At 71.4% G+C, this 23,331-nt stretch carries 25 protein-coding genes and 1 tRNA gene; 12 read left to right on the top strand and 14 right to left on the bottom strand.

What is annotated here, in order from left to right; all coding sequences use genetic code 11:
• Positions 1 to 79 precede the first annotated feature (79 nt).
• Complete coding sequence (locus OHS57_RS25705; protein WP_328583474.1) at positions 80 to 2,470, top strand: ribonucleoside-diphosphate reductase subunit alpha; 2,391 nt, start codon at positions 80 to 82, stop codon at positions 2,468 to 2,470.
• Complete coding sequence (locus OHS57_RS25700; RefSeq protein WP_328583473.1) at positions 2,470 to 3,522, top strand: ribonucleotide-diphosphate reductase subunit beta; 1,053 nt, start codon at positions 2,470 to 2,472, stop codon at positions 3,520 to 3,522. The genes OHS57_RS25705 and OHS57_RS25700 overlap by 1 nt, the downstream gene beginning before the upstream one ends.
• Positions 3,523 to 3,540: 18 nt before the next feature.
• Here the strand turns inward: OHS57_RS25700 and OHS57_RS25695 are convergent, their stop codons facing one another.
• A complete protein-coding gene (locus OHS57_RS25695) occupies positions 3,541 to 4,143 on the bottom strand; it encodes a class I SAM-dependent methyltransferase (protein WP_041984602.1) in 603 nt (200 codons plus the stop codon).
• Positions 4,144 to 4,275: 132 nt separating this feature from the next.
• Here OHS57_RS25695 and OHS57_RS25690 point away from each other — a divergent pair, with 132 nt between their 5' ends.
• A complete protein-coding gene (locus OHS57_RS25690; protein WP_041984605.1) occupies positions 4,276 to 4,875 on the top strand; it encodes a helix-turn-helix domain-containing protein in 600 nt (199 codons plus the stop codon).
• 41 nt (positions 4,876 to 4,916) lie between these two features.
• Positions 4,917 to 5,303, top strand: coding sequence for a ribosomal maturation YjgA family protein (locus tag OHS57_RS25685; protein WP_328583472.1), 387 nt, complete (start codon positions 4,917 to 4,919; stop codon positions 5,301 to 5,303).
• Here the strand turns inward: OHS57_RS25685 and OHS57_RS25680 are convergent.
• The gene (locus OHS57_RS25680; protein ID WP_328583471.1) at positions 5,285 to 5,473 is read right to left on the bottom strand and encodes a hypothetical protein; all 189 of its coding nucleotides are present in this window, start codon (positions 5,471 to 5,473) and stop codon (positions 5,285 to 5,287) included. The two genes, OHS57_RS25685 and OHS57_RS25680, sit on opposite strands and share 19 nt — an antisense overlap.
• A gap of 82 nt (positions 5,474 to 5,555) precedes the next feature.
• Between OHS57_RS25680 and OHS57_RS25675 the strand changes: the two genes are divergently transcribed.
• Positions 5,556 to 6,557 (top strand): GlxA family transcriptional regulator, encoded by a 1,002-nt coding sequence (locus OHS57_RS25675; RefSeq protein WP_328583470.1) that lies wholly within the window; start codon positions 5,556 to 5,558, stop codon positions 6,555 to 6,557.
• On the opposite strand, the gene def is transcribed toward OHS57_RS25675, so the two are convergent.
• From def to OHS57_RS25635, 8 genes are all read right to left on the bottom strand, one after another.
• Complete coding sequence (def, locus tag OHS57_RS25670; RefSeq protein WP_041984617.1) at positions 6,533 to 7,186, bottom strand: peptide deformylase; 654 nt, start codon at positions 7,184 to 7,186, stop codon at positions 6,533 to 6,535. The genes OHS57_RS25675 and def overlap by 25 nt on opposite strands.
• A 110-nt stretch (positions 7,187 to 7,296) precedes the next feature.
• A complete protein-coding gene (locus tag OHS57_RS25665) occupies positions 7,297 to 8,301 on the bottom strand; it encodes a tetratricopeptide repeat protein (protein WP_041984620.1) in 1,005 nt (334 codons plus the stop codon).
• Positions 8,302 to 8,396: 95 nt separating this feature from the next.
• Positions 8,397 to 9,653, bottom strand: coding sequence for an HD-GYP domain-containing protein (locus OHS57_RS25660; RefSeq protein ID WP_328585171.1), 1,257 nt, complete (start codon positions 9,651 to 9,653; stop codon positions 8,397 to 8,399).
• A 44-nt stretch (positions 9,654 to 9,697) separates the two neighbouring features.
• Positions 9,698 to 11,203, bottom strand: a complete 1,506-nt coding sequence (locus OHS57_RS25655; RefSeq protein ID WP_328583469.1) for an HD-GYP domain-containing protein — start codon at positions 11,201 to 11,203, stop codon at positions 9,698 to 9,700.
• Positions 11,204 to 11,435: 232 nt separating this feature from the next.
• A complete protein-coding gene (gene rsrA, locus OHS57_RS25650; RefSeq protein WP_041984625.1) occupies positions 11,436 to 11,756 on the bottom strand; it encodes a mycothiol system anti-sigma-R factor in 321 nt (106 codons plus the stop codon).
• Complete coding sequence (locus OHS57_RS25645) at positions 11,753 to 12,421, bottom strand: sigma-70 family RNA polymerase sigma factor (protein WP_041984627.1); 669 nt, start codon at positions 12,419 to 12,421, stop codon at positions 11,753 to 11,755. Before OHS57_RS25645 ends, rsrA begins: the two co-directional genes overlap by 4 nt.
• A 245-nt stretch (positions 12,422 to 12,666) precedes the next feature.
• A complete protein-coding gene (locus OHS57_RS25640) occupies positions 12,667 to 13,308 on the bottom strand; it encodes an alpha/beta hydrolase family protein (protein WP_328583468.1) in 642 nt (213 codons plus the stop codon).
• Between the two features lie 93 nt (positions 13,309 to 13,401).
• Complete coding sequence (locus OHS57_RS25635; RefSeq protein ID WP_328583467.1) at positions 13,402 to 14,217, bottom strand: SOS response-associated peptidase; 816 nt, start codon at positions 14,215 to 14,217, stop codon at positions 13,402 to 13,404.
• Between the two features lie 49 nt (positions 14,218 to 14,266).
• Between OHS57_RS25635 and OHS57_RS25630 the strand changes: the two genes are divergently transcribed.
• From OHS57_RS25630 to OHS57_RS25615, 4 genes are all read left to right on the top strand, one after another.
• Positions 14,267 to 14,989: a M50 family metallopeptidase gene (locus OHS57_RS25630; RefSeq protein WP_041984635.1), complete on the top strand. Its 723-nt coding sequence runs from the start codon at positions 14,267 to 14,269 to the stop codon at positions 14,987 to 14,989.
• Positions 14,990 to 15,152: 163 nt separating this feature from the next.
• The gene (gene aroA, locus OHS57_RS25625; protein ID WP_041984638.1) at positions 15,153 to 16,523 is read left to right on the top strand and encodes a 3-phosphoshikimate 1-carboxyvinyltransferase; all 1,371 of its coding nucleotides are present in this window, start codon (positions 15,153 to 15,155) and stop codon (positions 16,521 to 16,523) included.
• Positions 16,524 to 16,527: 4 nt separating this feature from the next.
• A complete protein-coding gene (gene rsgA / locus OHS57_RS25620) occupies positions 16,528 to 17,538 on the top strand; it encodes a ribosome small subunit-dependent GTPase A (RefSeq protein ID WP_041984640.1) in 1,011 nt (336 codons plus the stop codon).
• A gap of 91 nt (positions 17,539 to 17,629) precedes the next feature.
• Positions 17,630 to 17,953, top strand: a complete 324-nt coding sequence (locus OHS57_RS25615; protein ID WP_041984642.1) for a DMT family transporter — start codon at positions 17,630 to 17,632, stop codon at positions 17,951 to 17,953.
• On the opposite strand, the gene OHS57_RS25610 is transcribed toward OHS57_RS25615, so the two are convergent.
• Positions 17,919 to 18,509 carry a TetR/AcrR family transcriptional regulator gene (locus OHS57_RS25610; protein WP_078863422.1) on the bottom strand — a complete coding sequence of 197 codons (591 nt, stop codon included), beginning with the start codon at positions 18,507 to 18,509 and terminating at the stop codon, positions 17,919 to 17,921. The genes OHS57_RS25615 and OHS57_RS25610 overlap by 35 nt on opposite strands.
• A 130-nt stretch (positions 18,510 to 18,639) precedes the next feature.
• On the opposite strand from OHS57_RS25610, the gene hisN reads away from it, so the two are divergent.
• From hisN to OHS57_RS25595, 3 genes are all read left to right on the top strand, one after another.
• Positions 18,640 to 19,440: a histidinol-phosphatase gene (gene hisN / locus OHS57_RS25605; RefSeq protein WP_328583466.1), complete on the top strand. Its 801-nt coding sequence runs from the start codon at positions 18,640 to 18,642 to the stop codon at positions 19,438 to 19,440.
• A gap of 146 nt (positions 19,441 to 19,586) precedes the next feature.
• On the top strand, positions 19,587 to 19,985 hold the full coding sequence (locus OHS57_RS25600) for a CBS domain-containing protein (protein ID WP_041984645.1): 399 nt from the start codon (positions 19,587 to 19,589) through the stop codon (positions 19,983 to 19,985).
• A 92-nt stretch (positions 19,986 to 20,077) separates the two neighbouring features.
• Positions 20,078 to 20,494 carry a Fur family transcriptional regulator gene (locus OHS57_RS25595; RefSeq protein ID WP_063779614.1) on the top strand — a complete coding sequence of 139 codons (417 nt, stop codon included), beginning with the start codon at positions 20,078 to 20,080 and terminating at the stop codon, positions 20,492 to 20,494.
• 83 nt (positions 20,495 to 20,577) lie between these two features.
• Here OHS57_RS25595 and OHS57_RS25590 read toward each other — a convergent pair.
• The 3 genes from OHS57_RS25590 to OHS57_RS25580 form a co-directional block, all read right to left on the bottom strand.
• Positions 20,578 to 20,651: transfer RNA gene (locus OHS57_RS25590), tRNA-Met, on the bottom strand.
• A 50-nt stretch (positions 20,652 to 20,701) separates the two neighbouring features.
• Positions 20,702 to 22,276 (bottom strand): AbgT family transporter, encoded by a 1,575-nt coding sequence (locus OHS57_RS25585; protein WP_041984649.1) that lies wholly within the window; start codon positions 22,274 to 22,276, stop codon positions 20,702 to 20,704.
• Between the two features lie 30 nt (positions 22,277 to 22,306).
• Positions 22,307 to 23,326: an alpha/beta hydrolase family esterase gene (locus OHS57_RS25580; RefSeq protein WP_328583465.1), complete on the bottom strand. Its 1,020-nt coding sequence runs from the start codon at positions 23,324 to 23,326 to the stop codon at positions 22,307 to 22,309.
• Between the last annotated feature and the right edge of the window lie 5 nt (positions 23,327 to 23,331).

Here is a 23,331-nt window from a genome sequence, read left to right as displayed (position 1 = left end):
TGCGCCCTGCCCTGGGTGCGGTCCGTCGTATGCCTGCCTCCTGCCCGCCGGACCCGATCCGAGCGAGGGAGAGCATCACGTGACCATCGCGCCAGACCGTCCGGCCACGCACACCGCCGCTTCAGGCGAGGCACTGCTGCGTACGCTGACGGACCTCACCGCCGATCTGCCCGACACCGACCCGGGCAAGGTCGCAGCGGCGGCGCTCCGGGGGCGTAACGCCGGATCGGACGCTGCGGGCCTGCGCGAGCTGGCCACCGAGGCCGCCGCCGGGCTGATCTCCGAGGACCCCGCGTACTCCCGGCTCGCCGCCCGGCTGCTGACCCGTTCCATCGCCGACGAGGCCGCCGGCCAGGGCGCGGTGTCGTTCTCCGCCTCGGTCGGCGTCGGACACACCGAGGGGCTGATCGCCGACGCCACCGCCCGCTTCGTGGCGCTGCACGCCGACCGGCTCGACGAGCTCGTGGACCCGGCGGCCGACGACCGGTTCGGCTACTTCGGTCTGCGCACGCTCTACAGCCGTTATCTGCTGCGCCACCCGATCACCCGTCAGGTCATCGAGCGCCCGCAGTACTTCATGCTGCGCGTGGCGTGCGGGCTCGCCGAGGACGACAGCCCGGCCGCGCTGGAGGACGTCGCCGCGCTCTACCGGCTGATGAGCCGGCTGGACTATCTGCCGTCGTCGCCGACCCTGTTCAACTCGGGCACCCGGCACCCGCAGATGTCCTCCTGCTATCTGCTGGACTCCCCCGCCGACGAACTCGACTCGATCTACGACCGCTACCACCAGGTGGCCCGGCTCTCGAAGCACGCGGGCGGCATCGGCATCCCGTTCTCCCGTATCCGCTCCCGGGGTTCGCTGATCCGCGGCACCAACGGGCACTCCAACGGCATCGTGCCGTTCCTGCGCACGCTCGACTCCTCGGTCGCCGCCGTGAACCAGGGCGGCAGGCGCAAGGGCGCCGCCGCCGTCTACCTGGAGACCTGGCACGCCGACCTGGAGGAGTTCCTGGAGCTGCGGGACAACACCGGTGAGGAGGCGCGCCGTACGCACAACCTCAACCTGGCGCACTGGATCCCCGACGAGTTCATGCGGCGCGTCGAGGCGGACACCGACTGGTCGTTGTTCTCGCCGTCCGACGTGCCGGAGCTGGTCGACCTGTGGGGCGACGCGTTCGACACGGCGTACCGCGCGGCGGAGGCGGCGGGCCTCGCGATCAGGACGATCCCGGCCCGTGACCTGTACGGCAGGATGATGCGCACCCTCGCCCAGACCGGCAACGGCTGGATGACCTTCAAGGACGCGTCGAACCGTACGGCCAACCAGACGGCGGAGCCCGGCCGCACGGTCCACTCCTCCAACCTCTGCACGGAGATCCTGGAGGTCACGGACGACGGCGAGACGGCCGTCTGCAACCTCGGCTCGGTCAACCTGGCCGCTTTCGTGCTGGATTCGGGCGAGATCGACTGGGCGCGGCTGGACACGACGGTCCACACCGCCGTCACCTTCCTCGACCGGGTCGTGGACATCAACTTCTACCCGACCGAGCAGGCGGGCCGCTCCAACGCCAAGTGGCGCCCGGTCGGCCTCGGCGTGATGGGCCTGCAGGACGTCTTCTTCAAGAAGGGCCTGCCCTTCGACTCCGCCGAGGCCGCCGCGCTCTCCACGAAGATCGCCGAGCGGGTCATGCTCGCCGCGTACGAGGCGTCCTGCGGGCTCGCCGAGCGGTACGCCCCGCTGCCCGCCTGGGAGCAGACGCGTACGGCGCGCGGGGTGCTGCACCCCGACCACTACGGCGTGGAGCTGAACTGGCCCGAGCGGTGGGACGCCCTGCGCGCCCGGGTCGCCAGGAGCGGTATGCGCAACTCGCTGCTGCTCGCCATCGCGCCGACCGCGACCATCGCCTCGATCGCCGGGGTCTACGAGTGCATCGAGCCGCAGGTCTCGAACCTCTTCAAGCGCGAGACGCTGTCGGGTGAGTTCCTTCAGGTCAACTCGTACCTGGTGGCGGAGTTGAAGCGGCTCGGCGTCTGGGACGCAAGGAGCCGTGAGGCGCTGCGCGAGTCGAGCGGCTCGGTGGCGGGCTTCAGTTGGCTGCCCGCCGAGGTGCGCGAGCTGTACCGCACGGCGTGGGAGATCCCGCAGCGCGGTCTGATCGACATGGCGGCGGCGCGTACCCCGTTCCTCGACCAGAGCCAGTCGCTGAACCTGTTCCTGGAGACGCCGACCATCGGGAAGCTCAGCTCGATGTACGCGTACGCCTGGAAGAAGGGCCTCAAGACCACGTACTACCTGCGCTCGCGCCCGGCGACCCGGATCGCCCGCGCGGCCGGCGCCGACGTACCGGCGGCGCGCGTCGCCCCCGGCCCCGGCCCCGGCCCCGTGCCCGTGCCCGTACCGATGGCGCCCGACGCGGACGCCGTCGCCTGCTCCCTGGAAAACCCCGAGTCCTGCGAGGCCTGCCAGTAATGACGACCGAGACCGAACCGACCGAGACCACCGAACCGACCGAGACCGTCGTGAAGAACCTGCTCGACCCGGGGTTCGAACTGACGCTGCGGCCGATGCGCTACCCGGACTTCTACGACCGCTACCGCGACGCGATCAAGAACACCTGGACCGTGGAGGAGGTCGACCTCCACTCCGACGTCGCCGACCTCGCCAAGCTCTCCCCCGGCGAGCAGCACATGATCGGCCGGCTGATCGCGTTCTTCGCGACGGGCGACTCGATCGTCTCGAACAACCTGGTCCTGACGCTGTACAAGCACATCAACTCGCCCGAGGCGCGGCTGTACCTGTCCCGCCAGCTCTTCGAGGAGGCCGTGCACGTCCAGTTCTATCTGACGCTGCTCGACACCTACCTCCCCGATCCGGCGGACCGGGCCGCCGCGTTCGACGCGGTGGAGAGCATCCCCTCGATCCGCGAGAAGGCGCAGTTCTGCTTCCGCTGGATGGACTCGGTCGAGACGATCGACCGCCTGGAGACCAAGGCGGACCGGCGGCGCTTCCTGCTGAACCTGATCTGCTTCGCGGCCTGCATCGAGGGCCTGTTCTTCTACGGGGCCTTCGCGTACGTCTACTGGTTCCGCTCGCGCGGCCTGCTGCACGGTCTCGCCACGGGCACCAACTGGGTCTTCCGCGACGAGACGATGCACATGAACTTCGCGTTCGAGGTCGTGGACACCGTCCGCAAGGAGGAGCCCGACCTCTTCGACGACGAACTCCGGCAGCAGGTCACGGACATGCTCAAGGAGGCGGTCGAGGCGGAGCTGCAGTTCGGCCGCGACCTGTGCGGTGACGGGCTGCCCGGCATGAACACCGAGTCGATGCGCGAATACCTCCAGTGCGTCGCCGACCAGCGGCTGCGCCGCCTGGGCCTCGCCCCGGTGTACGGCTCGGAGAACCCGTTCTCGTACATGGAGCTGCAGGGCGTCCAGGAGCTGACCAACTTCTTCGAACGCCGCCCGTCCGCCTACCAGGTGGCGGTGGAGGGTTCGGTCAGCCTGGACGACGACTTCTGAGCCGCGGCAAGGGACCGCTCACGGCCGGCGCAGCGCCCGCAGGACGGTGTCGTGGGTGTGGTGGGTGCCGGCCGGGGGCGGGACGGCGCGCGGACGGGTCTCGTCGACCAGGACGTCCCAGCCGGGGCCGAGGAGCGGCGGGACGTCGCCGGGCTGGTAGTAGTCGGCGGGGTCGAAGTCGTCGCCCTCCCGGTGGGTCAGGTCGGCGAGGTCATGGCTGACGAAGAGCAGGGTGCCGCCGGGGGCGACGGCGGCCAGGAGGTCGCGCAGCGCCGCGTGGTCCGGCGTGCGGCGCAGCGGGAAGTACTGGACGGACACCAGGTCGAAGGCGTCCGCCGGGGGCGGTGTGGTGCTGAGGTCGGCGCGTCTCCAGGTCACCCGGTCCTCGACGTCGGTGCCCGCCGCCGCCGCGCGCCGCAGGGCGGTCTCGGCGATGTCGACCCCGGTGACCTGCCAGCCGCGCCGGGCCAGCCAGAGCGCGTCGGCGCCTTCGCCGCACCCGGCGTCGAGCGCCCGGCCGGGCGGCAGTTCCGCGGTCTCGGCGACGAGCACCCCGTTGGGGTTGCCGCTGAACAGCTGCTCGCGGCTGCGGTACATGTCGTTCCAGCCCTGGGCATCCATGGGGGTCGGCCTTTCGTCGCTTCGGGACGGCTGCGTCCTGACTGTGCGGTGACTGCGACGCAACGATGCGCTCGGAACGGCATTCGGGCAAAGCTCTTTGCGGAAATGGCAAAACACGGGCACCGTGGTTGCATGAGCGACGAATTCGGCGCGGTGCTGGCGGCGGTCGGGCCCCGGCTGCGCGCCTTGCGCACGCGGCGCGGCGTCACCCTGACCGCACTGTCGGAGATCACCGGCATCCCGGTCAGCACGCTCTCCCGGCTGGAGTCCGGCCACCGCAAGCCGGGCCTCGAACTCCTGCTGCCGCTGGCGAGGGCCTATCAGGTGCCGGTCGACGAGCTGATCGGCGCTCCGGCCGATCTTGATCCGCGGGTGTACCCGCGGCCCTTCACCCGGTACGGCATGACCGTCGTACCGCTGACCCGCAAACCCGGCGGCCCGCAGGCGTTCAAGCACATCATGCCGGCCGGTCTGACCGACGGCCGCGAACCCGATCCGCGCTCGCACGAGGGCTACCACTGGCTGTACGTCCTGCGCGGGCGGCTGCGCGTCGTCCTCGGCGACGAGGACTTCATCCTCACGGAGGGTGAGGCCGCGGAGTTCGACACGCATCTGCCGCACTGGTTCGGCAATGCCGACGAACACGCGGTGGAGTTCCTCAGCATCCTGGGCCCCCAGGGCGAACGCGTCCACATCAGGGCCAGCTACCGGCCCGGCGAGCCGCAAACGTGAGGCGCCGGGTGCGGCCAGGGACGCTCAGGGGGACGTGTCTCGTGGCCGGGGTCTGCGCGGTGCTGACCGTGGCGGCCGGGCTGGGGGTGCGGAGCGTGGGGTCCGGCGACGCCGCCAAGTACACGGGGGACGCGCTCTACACCGTGCTTGTGCAGGCGCTGGTGGTGGTCGTCGCTCCCCGCGTCAGGCCGCTGACGGCCGCGTTGGTCGCTCTCGCGGTCAGTTGTGGTGTCGAGTTGCTGCAACTGACCGACGTACCTGCCGAGTTGGCCGCGCGCAGTGAGATCGCGCGGCTCGTCCTCGGCTCCACGTTCAACGCGCCCGATCTGTTCTGGTACGGGGTCGGCGCGGCGGCCGGGTGGGCGGTGCACGCCGCGCTCGGCCGGCGCCCGGACCGGAACCGCGACACTCAGTTGGTGCGCGAGTAGTCGTCGCGGTTCGGGCTGCGGCGCTCGTGCAGCTCGCGCAGCTCGTGGTCGATGCGGGCCAGCCGGACCCGGCGGTCGGTCGCGCGGTCCTTGACGTGCCAGTACAGCGGGGGCAGCGCGAGGAGGACGAAGAGGGCGATCAGGGCGAGAATGGTGAGGAAGGTGTCCATGTCTTCACTGTCGTCGCTCGGCCCCAGGAAAAGCAGTGGCAGGACTGTCATCAAGCATCGAATTGCTGCCACACTTGGTGCCATGCTGAAAAACGTGGCGACGGTCCTCCTCGACGGCGTTCATCCCTTCGAACTCGGCGTGATCTGCGAGGTGTTCGGCCTCGACCGGAGTGACGAAGGCCTGCCGGTGTACGACTTCGGCGTGGTGTCCGCCGAAGGTCCCGTGCTGCGCACCCACGCCGGGTTCACCCTCGGCGACCTGTACGGCCTGGACCGGCTGGAGGAGGCCGATCTGATCGCCGTACCGGCCGGTGCCTCGTACGCCGTGCGCGACTACCCGCAGGAACTGCTCGACGCGCTGCGCCGCGCCGTCGACCGCGGCGCCTGGGTGCTCAGCGTGTGCTCGGGCGTGTTCGTACTGGGCGCCGCCGGGCTGCTCGACGGGCGGCGGTGCGTCAGCCACTGGAGCCACACCGAACTGCTGTCCCGGACGTTTCCGCAGGCCAAGGTCGAGCAGGACGGGCTGTACGTGGAGGACGGCCGCGTCATCACCTCGGCCGGCACAGCGGCCGGGATCGACGCGTGTCTGCATCTGCTGCGGCTGGAGCACGGCCCGGAGATCGCCAACGCCGTCGCCCGCCGCATGGTCGTCCCGCCGCACCGCGACGGCGGCCAGGCGCAGTTCGTGGAGCGACCGCTGCCCAGGGACCGCTGCGACACGGTCGCCGACGTGCTCGGCTGGATGGAGCGGCATCTGGACAGCGAGATGACCGTCGAGCAGCTGGCCGAGCAGGCGCATATGTCGCCGCGCACCTTCGCCCGCCGCTTCCAGCAGGAGACGGGGACGACGCCCTATCGCTGGCTGCTGCGTCAACGGGTGTTGTTCGCCCAGGAGTTGCTGGAGGCGACGGACGAGACGGTGGACAGCGTGGCCGGGCGCTCCGGGTTCGGCAGCGCGGCGGGGCTGCGCCACCACTTCCTGCGGACGCTGGGGACGACCCCGAACGCCTACCGCCGCACCTTCCGGGTGCCCGCGTCGGCCGGCGCGGCGGGGGGCGCTCAGTCGTTGGGGACGGTCTCGTAGCGCGCCGTGCCCTCGGCCATCTGCCGCAGCGCGTCCTTGCGGTCGCGCTTGGAGAGCCGGTCGATGTAGAGGTACCCGTACAGATGGTCCGTCTCGTGCTGCAGGCAGCGGGAGAAGTACCCGGTGCCCTGGAGCTTGACCGGACGGCCCTTCAGGTCGACGCCGGTGACGACGGCGTAGTCGGGGCGCGGCAGCGCGGCGTACGCGGTCGGCACGGACAGGCAGCCCTCGTTGGAGTCGTCCAGGTTCCGCTCCCCCGGCGGCAGCTCCACCAGCACGGGGTTGCAGACCGCGCCGACGTGCCGGACACCGTCGTCGTCCAGGCAGTCGTAGACGAAGACCTTCAGGTCGACACCGATCTGGTTGGCGGCCAGGCCCACGCCCTCGGCGGCGCGCTGGCTGGCGAACATGTCGTCCACGAGCGCGGCGAGTTCGTCGCCGAACTCCGTCACGTCCCGGCATTCCTTGTGCAGGACGGGATTGCCGACGACGGTGATCGGCCGGGCCGTGCCGCGCTCCCGGTGCGCCAGCTCGCGCGCCTCGGCGTCCGTGGTGTCGTCGACGAACCCGTCCCCGTCCGTCACCGGGGCCTCACTGTCGATCCGCTGGTCCGTCTCCTGCTGCGCCATGTCCGCAGTACGCCTTCCTCAGTACCCGATGCTGCTGCCCGCACGTCGCGCGGGTCCGCACGATGTGCCCGTACAGCCTAAGCGCAGCCGCGGGAGGCTCCGGTCGTTCGTCAGCAGACTTCTTCGAGATCCCGCCACTCACGGGTCTCGGGGCTGTCCGCGACCCAGCCGTCCAGCAGGCCCTTCACCAGGGCCTGCGGCGCCGCGATGCCGCATTCGCGCTCCGGCACCCACAGCTCGCCCGCCGTGCGGTGGCCGAGCGGCCCCGGATGGCCGGGCTCGCTGTGGTCGTGCGGGTCGAGATGCTCACCGTCGCCCTCGGCGCTCGGCATCCGGCTCTCCGAGCAGGCCCGGCACAGCAGCCGTACGGACGACGACCAGTCCTCTGCGGCGAAGCCCGCGTCGGCGGCGAGCCGCTCCAGCGCGTCCCTGTCGTCCTCGGTCGCCGCTTCCAGCAGCACCACCCAGGTGGGTACGGGCGAGGGCGCCCACAGCTCGATCTCGTCGAAGACCGGGTAGGCGCGGGTGGCGCCGTCCGGGGCGGCCGCCGTCGTGCGCTCGCCGTTGGGCACGCCGTCGTGCAGGACGACCTCGCCCCAGCGCCGCCCCGACGAGGGCAGCGGGATCGACAGCACCTCGATCCGCGCGGGGTCGAGTCTGCGGCCCCAGACGACCTCGGCCTCGCCCTCGGGCGACAGCCGGACAGCGGCGCTGCCCAGCTCCATCCCGTCGGGTTCGCCGTTCGCCTCGGCGCTGTGCGGATTGCCGGGCACCCGCAGCCCGTACGCCTGCCAGGCGCGCCGGGCCAGCGGCCAGTCCTGGAGCGCGGTGGCCGCGATGCCCACGTTCCACCAGTCGGGGGCGCCGGTCTCCTTGTCGAGCAGGGCCACGGCCCGCAGTCCGGCCGCCCGCGCCTGCTCCCAGTCGTGCCGGAACTTGTGCAGCAGCGCCAGATTGAACCAGGACTCGGAGAGCCAGGGCTCCAGATCGGCCGCACGCGTCAGCAGCGCGCCCGCGTCCTCGTACCGGCCGTCACCGATCAGCGTGAACGCGCGGTCGGTGGCCTGCCGCCACGAGGCGGATGGCCGATGCCGTACCTTCCCGAAGATCCTCACGATTCCCGCCTGCCGGTCGCTCGGGCCATACTCCCGGACACCCTCTTCTTCGCATCCAACCATGCCGGGTCGGACGCCCGCTCCTTACCCATGGGTTACCCAGCCCCGCCCGACGTCAGACCGCCCCGGGACAGCACGCGTGCCAGGGATTCCACCACCTCGGGCTGGTAGTCGTGCGCCGTGCCCAGCCGTAGCCGCTCCAGCGCGCTCAGCGCGCCGCTCGCGCCCGCTCCTTCTCCGGCCCCTTCCCCGGTCAGATCGTCGTACGCGTTCACGGCGCGGACGATCCTGGCAGGCAGCGGCTGTTCCCGGTAGGGGTCGGCCTGGCGTTCGACCACGACGGCCACCGCCGCCGGCACCCCGGTCTGGCGTACGACGGCCCCGCCGAGCAGCGCGATCCGGCGCTGCTCGGCGACCGGCAGCAGGGCGGTGGCCCCTTCGGGCACGGGGTCCACCAGCGAGAGCTGGCCGATGTCGTGCATCAGCGCCGCGTACTCCAGCACGGTCAGGTCAGGCCCCGACAGGCCCAGCTCACGGCCGACGGCGCGGCTCAGTTCGGCGACCCGCCGGGCGTGCCCTGGCGGGGTGTACCCGGCGATCTCGGTGGCGCGGGCCAGCGAGGCGATGGTCTGGCCGTAGGTGGTACGGACCGCCGCGTAGCGCCGGAACGACAGGTGCGTGAGCAGCAGCGGCACACAGAACACCGGCAGCGCCCAGAGCCCGGCGACGGCGACCCCGAGCGCGATGACAGCGCCGGTGGCGCACACGGCGGAGCCGATGCCGAGCAGGGCCCGCAGTTCCTCCCTGAGGAGGGGGCCGAAGGGGTGGTGCGTGCGGGCGCGGGCCATCAGCGCGGCCAGCACGGCGTCGCACAGGGCGGTCAGCGCCAGCAGCAGGAGCAGCAGCGCGGCGTAGTAGGGACCCTGCCGGGTCAGGTCGCCGAAGCCGCCGGAGTTGTAGAGCGGCTGGAAGCAGACGGCGGCGAAGCCGACGGTCAGCACCCGGCGCACCATGTGGTCGAGCGCGGGGCCGCTGCCGCGCGCGATGTGCGGTACGGACCCGGCGAGCGCCGCGGCCACGGCGACGGCGACCGTCTGGAGCGCGCCGTGGCTGGTGGGCTGGCCGCCGTTCGCGCCGAGCAGGGCGTAAGCGAGCGCGCCCGCCGCACCGAGCGGCGCCGGCTCGCGCTCACCGGGCAGCGCGCCCCAGCGGGCCAGCTCGCCGACGGTGATGAGCACCCCGAAGGCGAGCGCGTCGCGGGGTTCGGTGACGCCGCGCCACAGCGTGGAGCCGAGCCCGGCCGCGGTGAGCAGCGCGGCGGCGCCGTAGACCGCGACGACGGTACGGGACACCCGCCGCCGGGTGCGGGGGACGGCGCCCGCCGTGGCCGCGGCGCTCACCGGGTACCGCCGCGCGGGGTGCGTCCTGCGGTGGTCGAACGGGCGGGCGGCGGGACGCTGCCGCGCGGGTCGGCCTCGGGAGCAGGACCGGTCTCAGCCGCAGCTCCGGTTTCGGCTTCGGGGTCGGCGGCGAGGTCGGACGCCGCCGCACCCGCCGCGATGTTCCGCGCGGCGTTCGTGTCGTCCGCCGTGACCGCCGTCTGCCAGCCGTGCCGGTCCAGGGCCCTGACCAGCGCCCGCACCATCTCCGGGTCGAACTGGCTGCCCGCGCACCGCTCCAGCTCGGCCACGGCCGTCCGCACCGGCCGCGCCCGCCGGTAGGAGCGGGTGGAGGTCATCGCGTCGAAGGCGTCGGCGACGGCGACCACCCGGGCGAACTCGGGAATCTGCCGCCCCACGAGGCCGTACGGGTAGCCGGTGCCGTCGAGCCGTTCGTGGTGGTGCAGGATCGCCGAGCGCGCCTCCCCGAGGAAACCGATGCCGCGCACCATCTCGTGGCCGTACTCGGGGTGCAGTTCGATGACGCGGCGCTCCTCCGGGGTGAGCGGGCCCTCCTTGCGGAGCACCCGGGTGGGGACGCCGAGCTTGCCCACGTCGTGCAGGATCCCGGCGAACCGCAGGACCTCCAGCCGTTCGCGCTCCATGCCCAGCTCGTGCGCGATCATCACGGACGCCCTGCCGACGCGTTCGCTGTGGCCGCGCGTGTACTTGTCCTTGATGTCGACGGCCTGGACGAGCGCCCTGATGGTGGCCTGGTGCGCGGCGCGCTCCCGGTGGTACTGGGCGAAGACCCAGCAGGAGATGTACATCGGCAGCAGGACGAAGAGCGCGGAGAGCGGCCCGTACGGACTGCGCCACAGGACGGCCATCATCAGCCCGGCCAGTCCGTGCGCGCCGTGCGAGGCCAGCGAGCGGGGCAGCAGGCCGCGCCAGGCGGTACGGGCGGACAGCCGCTCGGCGGTGACGAGGATGCCGCCGTCCAGGGCGGCGAGCACCAGACAGAACGTGAGCGCCGCGGCGCCGGCCGGCAGCAGGACGTACGGGAAGTCGGGGGCGGCGAGGCCGTACCCTCCGCCGCCGAGGGCGACGGGCCCGCCGAAGAGCAGATGCGCCCGCGCCGCGGCCCAGGTGGCGACGGCGAGCTGGGCGGCGCGCCAGGTCCGCCGGGCGCCCCGGGGCCGCTGCTCGACCCGGCCGAGCACGGCGCCGGGTACGGCGACCAGCGCGGCGGCGGACGGCGGCAGCAGGAAGGCGGCGGCGAGCAGGACGGGGAAGAACGATCCGGCCGCGACGGGTACGGACCCGCCGAGCCCGCGGCCGGGGAAGTGCAGCCGGTAGCGGGCGGGCATCTCACAGAAGGCGTACAGCGCGGCGAGCAGCACGACGGCCGCCCAGGGGACGGGCGACGGCCGGCCGGGGCGCAGCGCGGGCAGCACGCAGAGGGTCGCGAAGAGCGCGGTGCACAAGATGTACGCGCGCGCCGCACCCGGTATGGCCCTCACGGCGTCGCCGCCCCTCCTCGGCCCGGCCCCCGGCAGGGGCTCACCCAGCCCTCGCAGGGCTCAAACAGACGGTCAGGCTAGCGAGTTGGGCGTCGGCGAGCGGAATTATGCGACTGATTAGCACCTTCGGGTGACAAACGGACGGAACAAGCGGTAGAGACGGTGCGGAGACGACGGAGGGGCGCACAGCGCGCGATGCGCCGTACGCCCCTGCCGGTCCTGCTGGCCCGCGTCAGTCCTTCGTGGCACCCGGCAGGTCGGCGCCGGAAGCCGTCACGTCATGGTCCGGCACGGTCTGTCCCGACCTGACCAGGTCGATCCGGCCCATGACCTTGGCCCGCAGGTCGGTGGGTACGTCGTCCTGACCGCAGCACCGCTTGACGAGCTTCTTCACGGCCTGTTCGAGACCGTACTTCTCCAGGCACGGGGAGCATTCCTCGAAGTGCACCTCGAACTTGGTGCAGTCACTGTCGGGCATCTCGTGGTCGAGAAACTCATACAAGTGATCGAGGACTTCGCTGCAATCCGTCTCATGCGGCTCTCCGCAGCTCATGAGCCCGAACCTTTCCGATCGTCGGACGACTCTCCGGCACCCGCCGGGACGAGCCCGCGCTCACGGGCGTAGTCCTCCAGCATGCCGCGCAGCTGACGGCGACCGCGGTGCAACCGCGACATCACCGTGCCGATGGGTGTACCCATGATGTCCGCGATCTCCTTGTAGGCAAAGCCCTCTACATCGGCGAGATAAACCGCGATGCGGAACTCTTCGGGAATCGCCTGCAGGGCGGACTTCACGTCGGAGTCCGGGAGATGGTCGAGCGCCTGCGACTCGGCGGAACGCAGCCCGGTCGACATGTGCGACTCGGCGCGTGCCAGCTGCCAGTCCTCGATCTCCTCGGCGGCACTGCGCTGAGGCTCCCGCTGCTTCTTGCGGTACGAGTTGATGAAGGTGTTCGTGAGGATGCGGTACATCCATGCCTTGAGATTCGTGCCCTCACGGAACTGGTGGAACGAGCCGTACGCCTTCGCGTAGGTCTCCTGCACCAGATCCTCGGCGTCGGCCGGGTTGCGCGTCATGCGCAGCGCGGCCGAGTACATCTGGTCGAGGTAGCCCAGGGCATCGCGCTCGAAGCGCGCACTGCGCTCCGCAGTGGTCTCTTCCGCGCGGCCGTCGTCGGTCCCTGAAGTCCCCGCGTCGGTCCCAGTGACCGGACCCACCTCCTCCAACGCTGTGGCGGATCCAAAAGCGGACCCACTCGAATCGGAGAATAGTCGACCTTGCTTCGACGGGGCGGTTCGGTCCGGTGCGCCGACCGTCACAGCCGGCGCCGGCTTACCGGCGGCCAGGACCGTCCACGCCAGGTCAGTGCCGTCCGGACGGCGGGGGCACATGGTCGAACCCATACGACGGACTCCCTCTTACGCTTGGTGTACCAACGCTTCTGTCAACAGTGGTCGCATCCTCAGCATTCCCGGGGTTTTCCGAGCCACGAAGCGACGCCTTCGACCAGCGTTCCGAGCGCTTCGGCCTGGCTGAGCGGCGCCCGTTTGGGAACGGCGAAGCTGTGGTCGCCGTACGGGATCTCCAGCAGCTCGTGTCCGCCCGCGGAGAATTCGGCGGGGAATTCGGCGGGCTTCCCGAACGGGTCGTTGCCGCCCTGGACGACGAGCGTGGGTGCTCCGGCGCCGAGCAGTTCGGCCGCGCGTGACTTCTCGGGCCTGCCCGGCGGGTGCAGCGGGAAGCTCAGCGCCAGCACGGCGTGGGCGCCCAGCTCCGCCGCCGTACGGCAGGCGACCCGCGCCCCCGCGCTGCGGCCGCCCGCCACCACCGGCAGTCCCGGTGCGCCCAGCGCCGGCCAGAGCGCGCGCCAGCCGGCGTCGAGGGTCTTCGGGGCGGGAGCGAGCTTCTTGCCCGCCACCCGCCAGGGCTGCTCCACCAGGGCGACGGTGACGTCGCGCGCGGGCAGGGCGGCGGCGAGCGCCTGGAGGTCACGGGCCTCGATACCGCCGCCCGCGCCATGGCTGACGGCGAGGACGAGCCGGGGGCGCCGGGCGTGGTGCCAGGTGATCCTGGCCTGCCCGGCCGGTGTCTCGACGCTCGTCACGCTTGTCGCAGGATCGGTTGGCCCAGGATTGGTTGGCCCAGGATTGGTTGGCACGGAATCGCTTGTCACAGCGCCATCGTGCCGGGTGGCGGCTCAGAACAGCGTGCTCTCCTCCGGCGCCGCCAGCTCCTCAAGCAGTTCGGGTCCGTTGTTGCGGACGTTGCTGACGGACGTGGTGACCGGGTAGGCCCGCATCAGCCCCGCCGGCGGCGGCGCGAGCAGTCCGCGCAGCTCGTCGGGGTCCGTACGGGCCGGGTCGAGCCAGGCGTCCCAGCGGTCCGGGGTCAGCATCAGCGGCATCCGGGGGTGGATGTCGGCCAGCGATCCCGGCCCCTCGGCGGGGGCCACACCGAGCGGTGTCTTCTCCGCCTCCGTGGTGATCACGGAGCAGGTCACCCACCAGGCGCGCGGGTGGTCGTCGGGCAGCGTCCGGTCGCGCCAGAACTCGTAGAGCCCGGCGAGCGCCATCACGGAGCCGTCGGCGGGCGTGACGAAGTACGGCTGCTTCCGCGGCCGCTTCTTCTTGCCCTGCTCCTCCAGCTGCCGCTCGTCGCTGCCGGTGACCCACTCGTAGTACCCGTCGGCCGGCAGGATGCAGCGGCGCGAGAGGAAGGGCTTACGGAACGACGGCTTCTCGTGCACGGTCTCGGCACGCGCGTTGATCAGCCGGGCGCCGCCCTCGGGCGTCTTGGCCCAGGACGGCACGAGTCCCCATTTCAAGGTGCGCAGCTGGCGAACCGGGGCGGGGTCGTTCGCGTCTTTCACGGCGCGTTCGAGGATCGCGTAGACCTCTTTGGTCGGCGCCACGTTCCAGTCGGGCGCCAGGGTCTCCTCGGGGTCCCACTTCTCCACCCCGAAGAGTCCCTGAAGGTCCTCGGGCCGCCTGCTCGCCGCATACCGTCCGCACATAGATGCCAGACTGCCACGACGCAAACCCTGTTGAGGAGCCGCCGGAGAAATGGCCAGCATCGACCCCGCCTCGATCGGCGAACTGTGGGACCGCGTCTTCGGCAGCCAGCCGGCGCCCGACGAGTGGGTGGTGTACGTGACGGCGGTGCTCGCCCTGGCCGTCGTCGTGCCGCACCAGGTCTGGCGAATATCGCGTAACGCCGTGACCATCGCGCACGAGGGCGGCCACGGGCTGACGGCCCTGGTCACCGGCCGCAGACTCGACGGCATCCGGCTGCACTCGGACACCTCGGGGCTGACCGTCAGCCGGGGCAAGCCCTCCGGGCTGGGGATGGTGCTGACGGCGGCGGCCGGCTACACGGCGCCGCCGCTGTTGGGACTCGGCGGTGCCTGGCTGCTCGTCGCGCACCACATCACGCTGTTCCTCTGGCTGGCGACGGTCCTGCTGATCGCGATGCTGGTGATGATCCGCAACGCGTACGGGGTCTTCACCGTCGTCGTCACCGGAGCGGCCTTCCTGCTGGTCTCCTGGCTGACCGGACCGCAGGTGCAGGCGGCGTTCGCGTACACGGCCGTGTGGTTCCTGCTGCTGGGCGGGGTGCGCCCGGCGTTCGAGCTCCAGTCCAAGCGGCGGCGCGGCGGGGCCGCCGACTCGGACGCCGACCAGCTCGCGCGGCTGACCGGTGCGCCGGCGGCGATGTGGCTGTTCCTCTTCCACGCCGTCTCGCTCTGTTCGCTGATCGGCGGCGGACGCTGGCTGCTCGGGCTCTGAGGCGCTCTCCGGCTGTTTGCGGCTGTTTGCGGGTCTCTGCGGCGCCCGGCCGTCGATTCCGTCGTAGCACTCGCTGATTACGTCTGAGTACGTGCTGGTTACGTCCTGGTTTCCGGTTATTTGATCAGGATCAGGGTCGTCCCTCAGCCACTAAAGTGAAGGCATGACCGAGAGTTCCGTGCAGCCCGCCCTCTGGCCCGCCCCCTACGCGAGCAGGACCGTCGAAGCGACGGTCACCGTGCCCGGCTCCAAATCGGTCACCAACCGTGGTCTCGTCCTCGCCGCGCTGGCCGCCGAGCCCGGCTGGCTGCGCCGGCCGCTGCGCTCCCGGGACACCCTGCTGATGGCGGACGCGCTGCGCGCGATGGGCGTCGGCATCGAGGAGACCGTCTCGTCCAGCTCGGGCGGGGCCGGCACCGCGAGCACCGCGGGCAGCACGGGCGAGGCATGGCGGGTGATCCCGGCGGGGCTGCACGGCCCCGCCACGGTCGACGTCGGCAACGCCGGCACGGTCATGCGCTTCCTGCCGCCGGTCGCCGCCCTCGCCGACGGCCCGGTCCGCTTCGACGGCGACCCCCGCTCGTACGTCCGCCCGCTGGGCGCCGTCATCGAGGCGCTGCGGGTCCTCGGCGCGCGGATCGACGACGACGGCCGTGGCGCCCTGCCGCTGACGGTGCAGGGCGCGGGCGCGCTGGACGGCGGTCCGGTACGGATCGACGCCTCGGCCTCCTCGCAGTTCGTCTCCGCGCTGCTGCTGTCGGGGGCCCGGTTCAACCAGGGCGTGGAGGTGCGGCATGTCGGCTCCGCGCTGCCGTCGATGCCGCACATCCGGATGACGGTCGACATGCTGCGCGCGGTCGGCGCCCAGGTCGACGAGCCGGAGACCGGCGGTGAGGCCGATGTGTGGCGGGTCTCCCCCAGCGCGCTGCTGGGCCGCGATCTGACCGTCGAGCCGGATCTCTCCAACGCGCAGCCCTTCCTCGCCGCCGCGCTGGTCACCGGCGGCCGGGTCACCGTCCCCGACTGGCCCGTGCGCACCACGCAGCCCGGGGACGCGCTGCGCGCGATCTTCACCGAAATGGGTGGCTCGTGCCGCTTCGAGGCGACCACCGAGGGCAGCAGCCTCACCTTCAGCGGCACCGGACGGATCCACGGCATCGACGTCGACCTGAGCGAGGTCGGGGAGCTGACCCCCGGTATCGCCGCCGTCGCCGCGCTCGCCGACTCGCCGTCCACCCTGCGCGGCGTCGCCCATCTGCGGCTCCACGAGACGGACCGGCTGGCCGCGCTCACCAAGGAGATCAACGAGCTGGGCGGCGATGTCACGGAGACGGCCGACGGGCTGCACATCCGGCCGCGCCCGCTGCACGGCGGCGTCTTCCACACGTACGACGACCACCGGATGGCGACGGCGGGGTCGATCATCGGCCTGGTGGTCGACGGGGTGCAGATCGAGAACGTGGAGACGACGGCCAAGACCCTGCCGGACTTCCCGCAGATGTGGGCCGACATGCTCGCGGGTGCGGGAGCCTGACGCGATGCGCCGCTACGGCAAGAACCCCGACGAGGACGACATCCGCTCGCGCCCCAATCCCAAGGGCAACCGGCCGCGTACGAACATCCGCCCCAAGCACGAGGACGCGGCAGAGGGCATGGTGCTGACCGTCGACAGGGGCCGGCTCACCTGTCTCGTCGACGACCGGCCCGTCCTCGCGATGAAGGCGCGCGAGCTGGGCCGCAAGGCGGCGGTCGTGGGCGACCGGGTCGGTCTCGTCGGCGATCTGTCGGGCAAGAAGGACACGCTGGCGCGGATCGTACGGATCGAGAAGCGCACCTCGGTGCTGCGGCGCACGGCCGACGACGACGACCCGTACGAGCGCGTGATCGTCGCGAACGCCGACCAGTTGGCCGTGGTCACGGCGCTCGCCGACCCCGAGCCGCGCCCCCGGCTGATCGACCGCTGTCTGGTCGCCGCCTTCGACGCGGGGCTCGAACCGCTGCTGGTGCTGACCAAGTCGGACCTGGAGTCGCCCGACGAGCTCCTGGAGATCTACCGGACGCTCGGGATCCGCTACGTCGTGACCCGGCGGGACGAGCTGGCCACCGGCGAGGCGGCCGAGCAGGTGCGGGAGTATCTCGACGGCCGGGTCACCGCGTTCGTCGGGCATTCGGGCGTCGGCAAGACGACCCTGGTCAACGCGCTGGTCCCGAAGGACAGGGAACGCAGTACCGGCCTGGTCAACGCGGTGACGGGGCGCGGCAGGCACACCACGACATCGGCGCTCGCGCTGCCGCTGGCCAAGGCGGACGGCTGGCTGATCGACACCCCGGGGATCCGGTCCTTCGGGCTGCACCACATCGACCCCTCGCGCATCGTGCTCGCCTTCCCCGACCTCGTACCCGGCACGGAGAACTGCCCGCGGGCGTGCAGCCATGACGAACCTGACTGTGCGTTGGACGCGTGGGTGGCGGAGGGTCACGCCGACCCGGCCAGGCTCTATTCGCTGCGGCGGCTTCTCGCCACGCGCGAGCGGCGCGAAGGTGACTGACGGACCGGCGTTTGCGGCCCGCCGACGTTGGTAAGTGCATAATCGCACCCAAGCGATACGAAGCAGTCACCGACGGGGAGGCATCGAAACAATGGCGTGGCTGCTGGTTGTGGTCGCCGGAATCCTGGAGACGGGCTTCGCCGTCTGTCTCAAACTGTCCCACGGCTTCACCCGGTTGTGGCCGACGATCGCCTTCGCGAGCTTCGCCCTCGGCAGCTTCGGGCTGCTGACGCTCTCTCTGAAGAAGCTGGACGTCGGTCCCGCGTACGCGGTGTGGACCGGTATCGGGGCCGCGGGCACCGCGATCTACGGAATGATCTTCCTCAACGACGTCGTATCGGTGCTCAAGCTGGTCTCGATCTCGTTCGTGATCATAGGGGTCATCGGTCTGCAGCTCTCGGGCTCGGCGCACTGACGGCTTCCGCCGCTGATTCCGTTGGGGAGTCCGCTACGGGTGCTGCCGCCATCGCCGATCTGACGAGCCGTCCGACGGGCTCGTCGGCCGGGGCGACCACCTGGGCGAGCGCGAGCCGTACCGCCAACTCGCAGTGGTCCGGCGGTTCGGGGTCGAGCGCGGCGGCCGATCTGTCCCGTACCAGCGCCACCAGATCGGCGGGCGCCGAGCGGGCCGCTCGGGGCGCCGGCAGCCGGTCCCCCCAGCAGCCGGTGAGCAGCGCGCGCAGCACGGGTCTGGCAGCGGCCTCGCCGACGGTCCACTCGGCGACGGAGACCAGCCGGTCCCCCGCGTCGCCGCGCTGCGCCAACAGCCGTTCCACACCGAGCAGATAGTGGTCGGCCTCGCGGCGCACCAGCGCGCGGGCCAGCCCTTCCTTGCCGCCGAACTCGTTGTAGAGGGTCTGCCGGGAGACTCCGGCGGCCGACGCGACGTCGACCATCCGGACGGCGGTCCAGGGCAGGTCGCCGATCGCCGACAGTGCGGCGGTCAACAGGGCTTCACGCGCAGCAGGCATCAGCGCCTCCGGGGCCGGTCGGCTCTGCGCACAGAGTTGACGCGTCGTCGCTCACTGTCAAGAGCAGCGGCAGCCACCCTCGGGCGGGCCCGCTGGCCCGGGGTCCTGACCGGTCGATACTGTGACGACCATGCCCGACTACCACGATGATCTGCGCCTCGCCCATGTCCTCGCCGACGCCGCCGACGCGGTGACGATGGACCGGTTCAAGGCTCTGGACCTGAAGGTCGAGACCAAACCGGACATGACTCCGGTGAGTGAGGCCGACAAGTCGGCGGAGGAGCTGATCCGCGGCCAGTTGCAGCGCGCCAGGCCGCGCGACGCGATCCTCGGCGAGGAGTTCGGCATCGAGGGCACGGGACCGCGCCGCTGGGTGGTCGACCCGATCGACGGTACGAAGAACTACGTACGCGGCGTGCCCGTCTGGGCGACGCTGATCTCGCTGATGGTGGCCGCCGAGGGCGGCTTCGAGCCGGTGGTCGGCGTGGTGTCGGCGCCCGCGCTCGGCCGCCGCTGGTGGGCGGCGAAGGGCGGCGGCGCCTACACGGGCCGCAGCCTGTCGTCGGCGACCCGGCTGCGGGTCTCGAAGGTCGGGCGGATCAAGGACGCGTCGTTCGCGTACTCGTCGCTGAGCGGCTGGGAGGAGCAGGGCCGGCTCGACGGGTTCCTGGACCTGACCAGGGCCTGCTGGCGCACCCGGGGCTACGGCGACTTCTGGCCGTACATGATGGTCGCCGAGGGGTCGGTCGACATGTGCGCGGAGCCGGAGCTGTCCCTGTGGGACATGGCGGCCACCGCGATCGTCGTACAGGAGGCGGGCGGCGACTTCACGGGCCTCGACGGGCGCCCGGGTCCGCACAGCGGCAACGCGGCGGCTTCCAACGGTGTGCTGCACGAGGAATTGCTCGGATATCTCAACCAGCGCTACTGACAGCGCCGCTGGCGCCGGGCGTGCGCTCCTGCTCCGTGCGCCCCCTTGTTGACTCCGCGTAGGCGTGTCACTCTAAGAGTCCCCCTACTTGTGAACTTGTGAATTCTTTCTCACGAGGCGGTCCACTCCAGGAGGTGGCTGCGGCCATGCTGGTACGCGACGCAATGACCTCGGTGGTTCTGACCATCGGGCCCACCCATACGCTCCGGCAGGCCGCCAGACTGATGGCCGAGCGCCATGTCGGCGCGGCCGTGGTGCTCGACACCGACGACTGCGGGATCGGCATCCTCACCGAACGCGACATTCTCGTGTCGATCGGCAAGGACCAGAGCCCGGACACCGAGACGGCATGCTCCCACACCACGACCGACGTCGTCTTCGCGTCGCCGGACTGGACGCTGGAGGAGGCGGCCGGGGCCATGTCGAACGGCGGCTTCCGCCATCTGATCGTGCTCGACGAGCGGGAGCCGGTCGGCATCGTCTCCGTGCGCGACATCATCCGCTGCTGGGCCCCGGCCGCGGTGCAGCCCGTACTGGCAGGCTGAGCCGCCCTACATTGGACTTTGTCCAAGTCAAGTAAGCATCCAAAGCCGTACTCGTTCGGGACCTGGGGTGCCTCCCTGTTAGGCTTGCCCCTATGAGTGACCTGTTGGAACGACTTCGCGGACGCGGCTGGCGCATGACGGCGCAGCGGCGCGTGGTGGCCGAGGTCCTCGACGGCGACCATGTGCACCTGACGGCCGACGAGGTGCACGCGCGTGCCGTGGCCAGGCTGCCGGAGATCTCCCGGGCGACCGTCTACAACACCCTGGGCGAGATGGTCACCCTCGGTGAGGTCATAGAGGTGTCGACGGACCGCCGCGCCAAGCGCTACGACCCGAACGCGCACCGCCCCCACCATCACCTGGTCTGCTCCACGTGCGGCACGATCCGCGACGTGCACCCGACCGGCGACCCGCTGGCCGAGCTGCCGAGCGGCGAGCGCTTCGGCTTCACGGTCTCGGACGTGGAGGTCACCTACCGGGGCACCTGCCCGGAGTGCGCTTCGGCCTGAGACGTGGCCGTGCATGACGGATGCCTGGAACGCTCATGACGGAAGGCCCGGAACTCTTTCGAGTTCCGGGCCTTCCGTTTCAGTAGCGGGGACAGGATTTGAACCTGCGACCTCTGGGTTATGAGCCCAGCGAGCTACCGAGCTGCTCCACCCCGCGCCGTTGAACTGAACGTTACGTCAAGGCGCCGACCAGAGCAAATGCCGTTCTCAGCGCACCGGCGCCCCCGGCCCCAGCGGGATGCCGACCGCCCACCAGATCAGGAACAGCGCCGTCCACGCCACCGTCATCGCCACCGCGAGCGGCAGCGTGTACGAGGCGAGCGTGCCGATCCCCGCGCTCTTGCGGTAGCGCTGGAGGAAGCCGAGCGCCATCACGAAGTACGGACTCATCGGCGTGATCGCCGTCGACCCCGAGTCCGCGATCCGGAACAGCGCCTGGGTCGTCTCTGCGGGGACACTCACCAGCATCAGCATCGGCACCAGGACGGGCGCCGCCAGCGCCCACATCGCCGAACCGCTCGTCACCATCACGTTGACCAGCGTCAGCAGCAACAGGATCAGCAGGAAGACCAGCACGATCGGCATCCCGCTGCGCTCCAGCGCCTCCGCCGCCCGCACCGCCAGCACATCGCCGATCCGGGTCCAGTCGAAGTACGCGAGGAACTGGGCGATAGCGAAGAACAGCACCAGCACCGGAGCCATCTGCCTGATGCCCTGCGCCATCAGCTTCGGTACGTCGGCCGCCGAGGTGATCGACCCCGACCGGTACCCGTACACAGTGCCGACCAGGCCGAAGACGAACGCCACCACCGCCGCGATCCCGTCCAGGAAGGGCGATTCGACGATGCTGCCGCCCTCGCCCCGCAGCGGCGACGACGCCGGCACCATCGCGGCGACGAGCACCACCAGCGTCACGAGCAGCGTGATGACGGCCGCGCGCAGCGCCGAGCGCTCCTTGGCGCTGAGGGTGAGCGCGCCCAGGTCCTCCAGGTCGGCGTCCGGATCGGCGTCCAGGTCCGGCCTGCGGCTGAGCACGAACCGCGTCACGAGAGTGATGACCGCCGCCAGCAGCAGCGACGAGACGATGTTGAAGAACCAGTTGCTCAGCGGCGAGACATAGGCGTCGTCCCCGCCGACGATCTTCGCCGCCGCCGTGGTGATACCGGCGAAGATCGCGTCGTTGGGGGTCGGCACCGGGCTCGCGTCGTACCCGGAGGCGATGGCCGTGTACGACACCACGATGCCGAGGATCGGCGAGCGCCCGACGGCCCGGAAGGCCAGCCCGCCCAGCGGTACGAGAATGATGTACGCGGCGGCCGAGGCGACATGGGCCACCGTCCCGGCGAAGGCGACGGCGAACACGACCCACGACGCCGGCACCCGCGAGACGCTGACCCGCATCAACGCGTCGAGGAATCCGGTGCGTTCGGCCACGGCGACGCCCATGATCACCACGACGATGGTGGCCATGGGAGGGAAGGTGGCGAAGTTCTCGATCATGGTGGAGACGGCCATGGCCAGACCGTCGCCGCTGAGGAGGTTCTGGACGACGACCGTCTTGTGGTCGCTCGGCGAGATCACGGAGACGTCGGCCGCCGCCAGGACGGCGCTCACCACGGCGAGGATCGCGGAGAGTATCCAGAAGAGCCAGAACGGGTGCGGCAGGGCGTTGCCCGCGCGTTCGATGACGGCCATCGCACGGACGAGGCGCGGCAGTTCGGCCCCGTCGGAGGGCGGCGGCGGCCCGTCCGGTCTGTTCGGCGGTGCGGTCGACGTGGTCATGGGGAGCGGCTCCTTGCTCGGGTCGGCGGATCAGTGGTGGCGGTGCGGCCGGGGCTGGGGCTGGGGCGTACGGAAGTCGCGCACGAAGTCCCACAGGACGTCGGCGGCCTCCACGGTCTGGGTCGTGTATCCGCCGCCGCTGTAGCTGTCGGCGCCGGGCCAGGTGTGTCCGCCGTCCGTGACGGCCACGTGCCGGACGTCGGCGCCCCGGTCGCAGCCGCTCCAGCGGGAGACGGTGATGTCCGGCTCGATGACCTGGACGCTCGCGCGGCTCCGGCAGCCGTTGAGCGCGGCCTTGCCCGCCACCCAGGTGTCGATCGCGGGCAGGCCCCGGTCGGCGTCCCCGGCGTACGGGATCGTCACGTCGCCGGTGCCATGGAAGTCGATCATGGGCATCGGGCGGGCGGGCCTGCACTCCTCACCGGTCGGGTACAGGGCAGCCGCCACCGGCGCGACAGCGGCGATCCGGTCGGCCATCCGGCAGGCGAGCAACGTACTGACGAACCCCGCCCCGTTGGACTTCCCTGTGGCGTACACCCGCCGCTCGTCCACGCACAGGGTGGCTTCGAGCCGGTCGAGAAGATCACCGGTGAAGGCGACGTCGTCGACGCCGGCCGCCGCGTAGGGCGCGCCCTGCCAGGCCTGCCGGTCACCGTCGCCCGTGCCGATCACACCCTCGGGGTAGACGACCACGGCCGGCAGGGTCGACAGCTTGGAGAACTCCTCGGTACCGGCCCCCGTGTTGCCGCGCCCGTGGAAGGCGAGCACCACCGGCCAGTCCCGCTTCGTCCCGTACCCGGCCGGGAGATGCAGGCGGTACGCGCGTTCCCGGCCGCCGCTGCTGATGGTGTGCGGAGCGCTGGTGCCGGCCGGCTGGGGTGCGGGCAGCCCGCACGCGGCCTTCGGCGCCGGCCGGGCGCCGGTGGTCGCGGCGGCCGCGGGTCCGGCCGCGGCGACCGCTCCCGCGACCAGCGTCAGGCCGATCACGGCGCTCGCCAGCCGCCGGAGGGGGCCGCTGCTCCTGCTGTCGCTTCCGGTGGTGCGGTTCATGGCAG

Origin of the sequence: Streptomyces sp. NBC_00370, assembly GCF_036084755.1 — a bacterium.
Lineage (GTDB): Bacteria > Actinomycetota > Actinomycetes > Streptomycetales > Streptomycetaceae > Streptomyces.
Note: the sequence above shows the minus strand (reverse complement) of the source record. Positions and strands in the feature narration are given on the sequence as shown.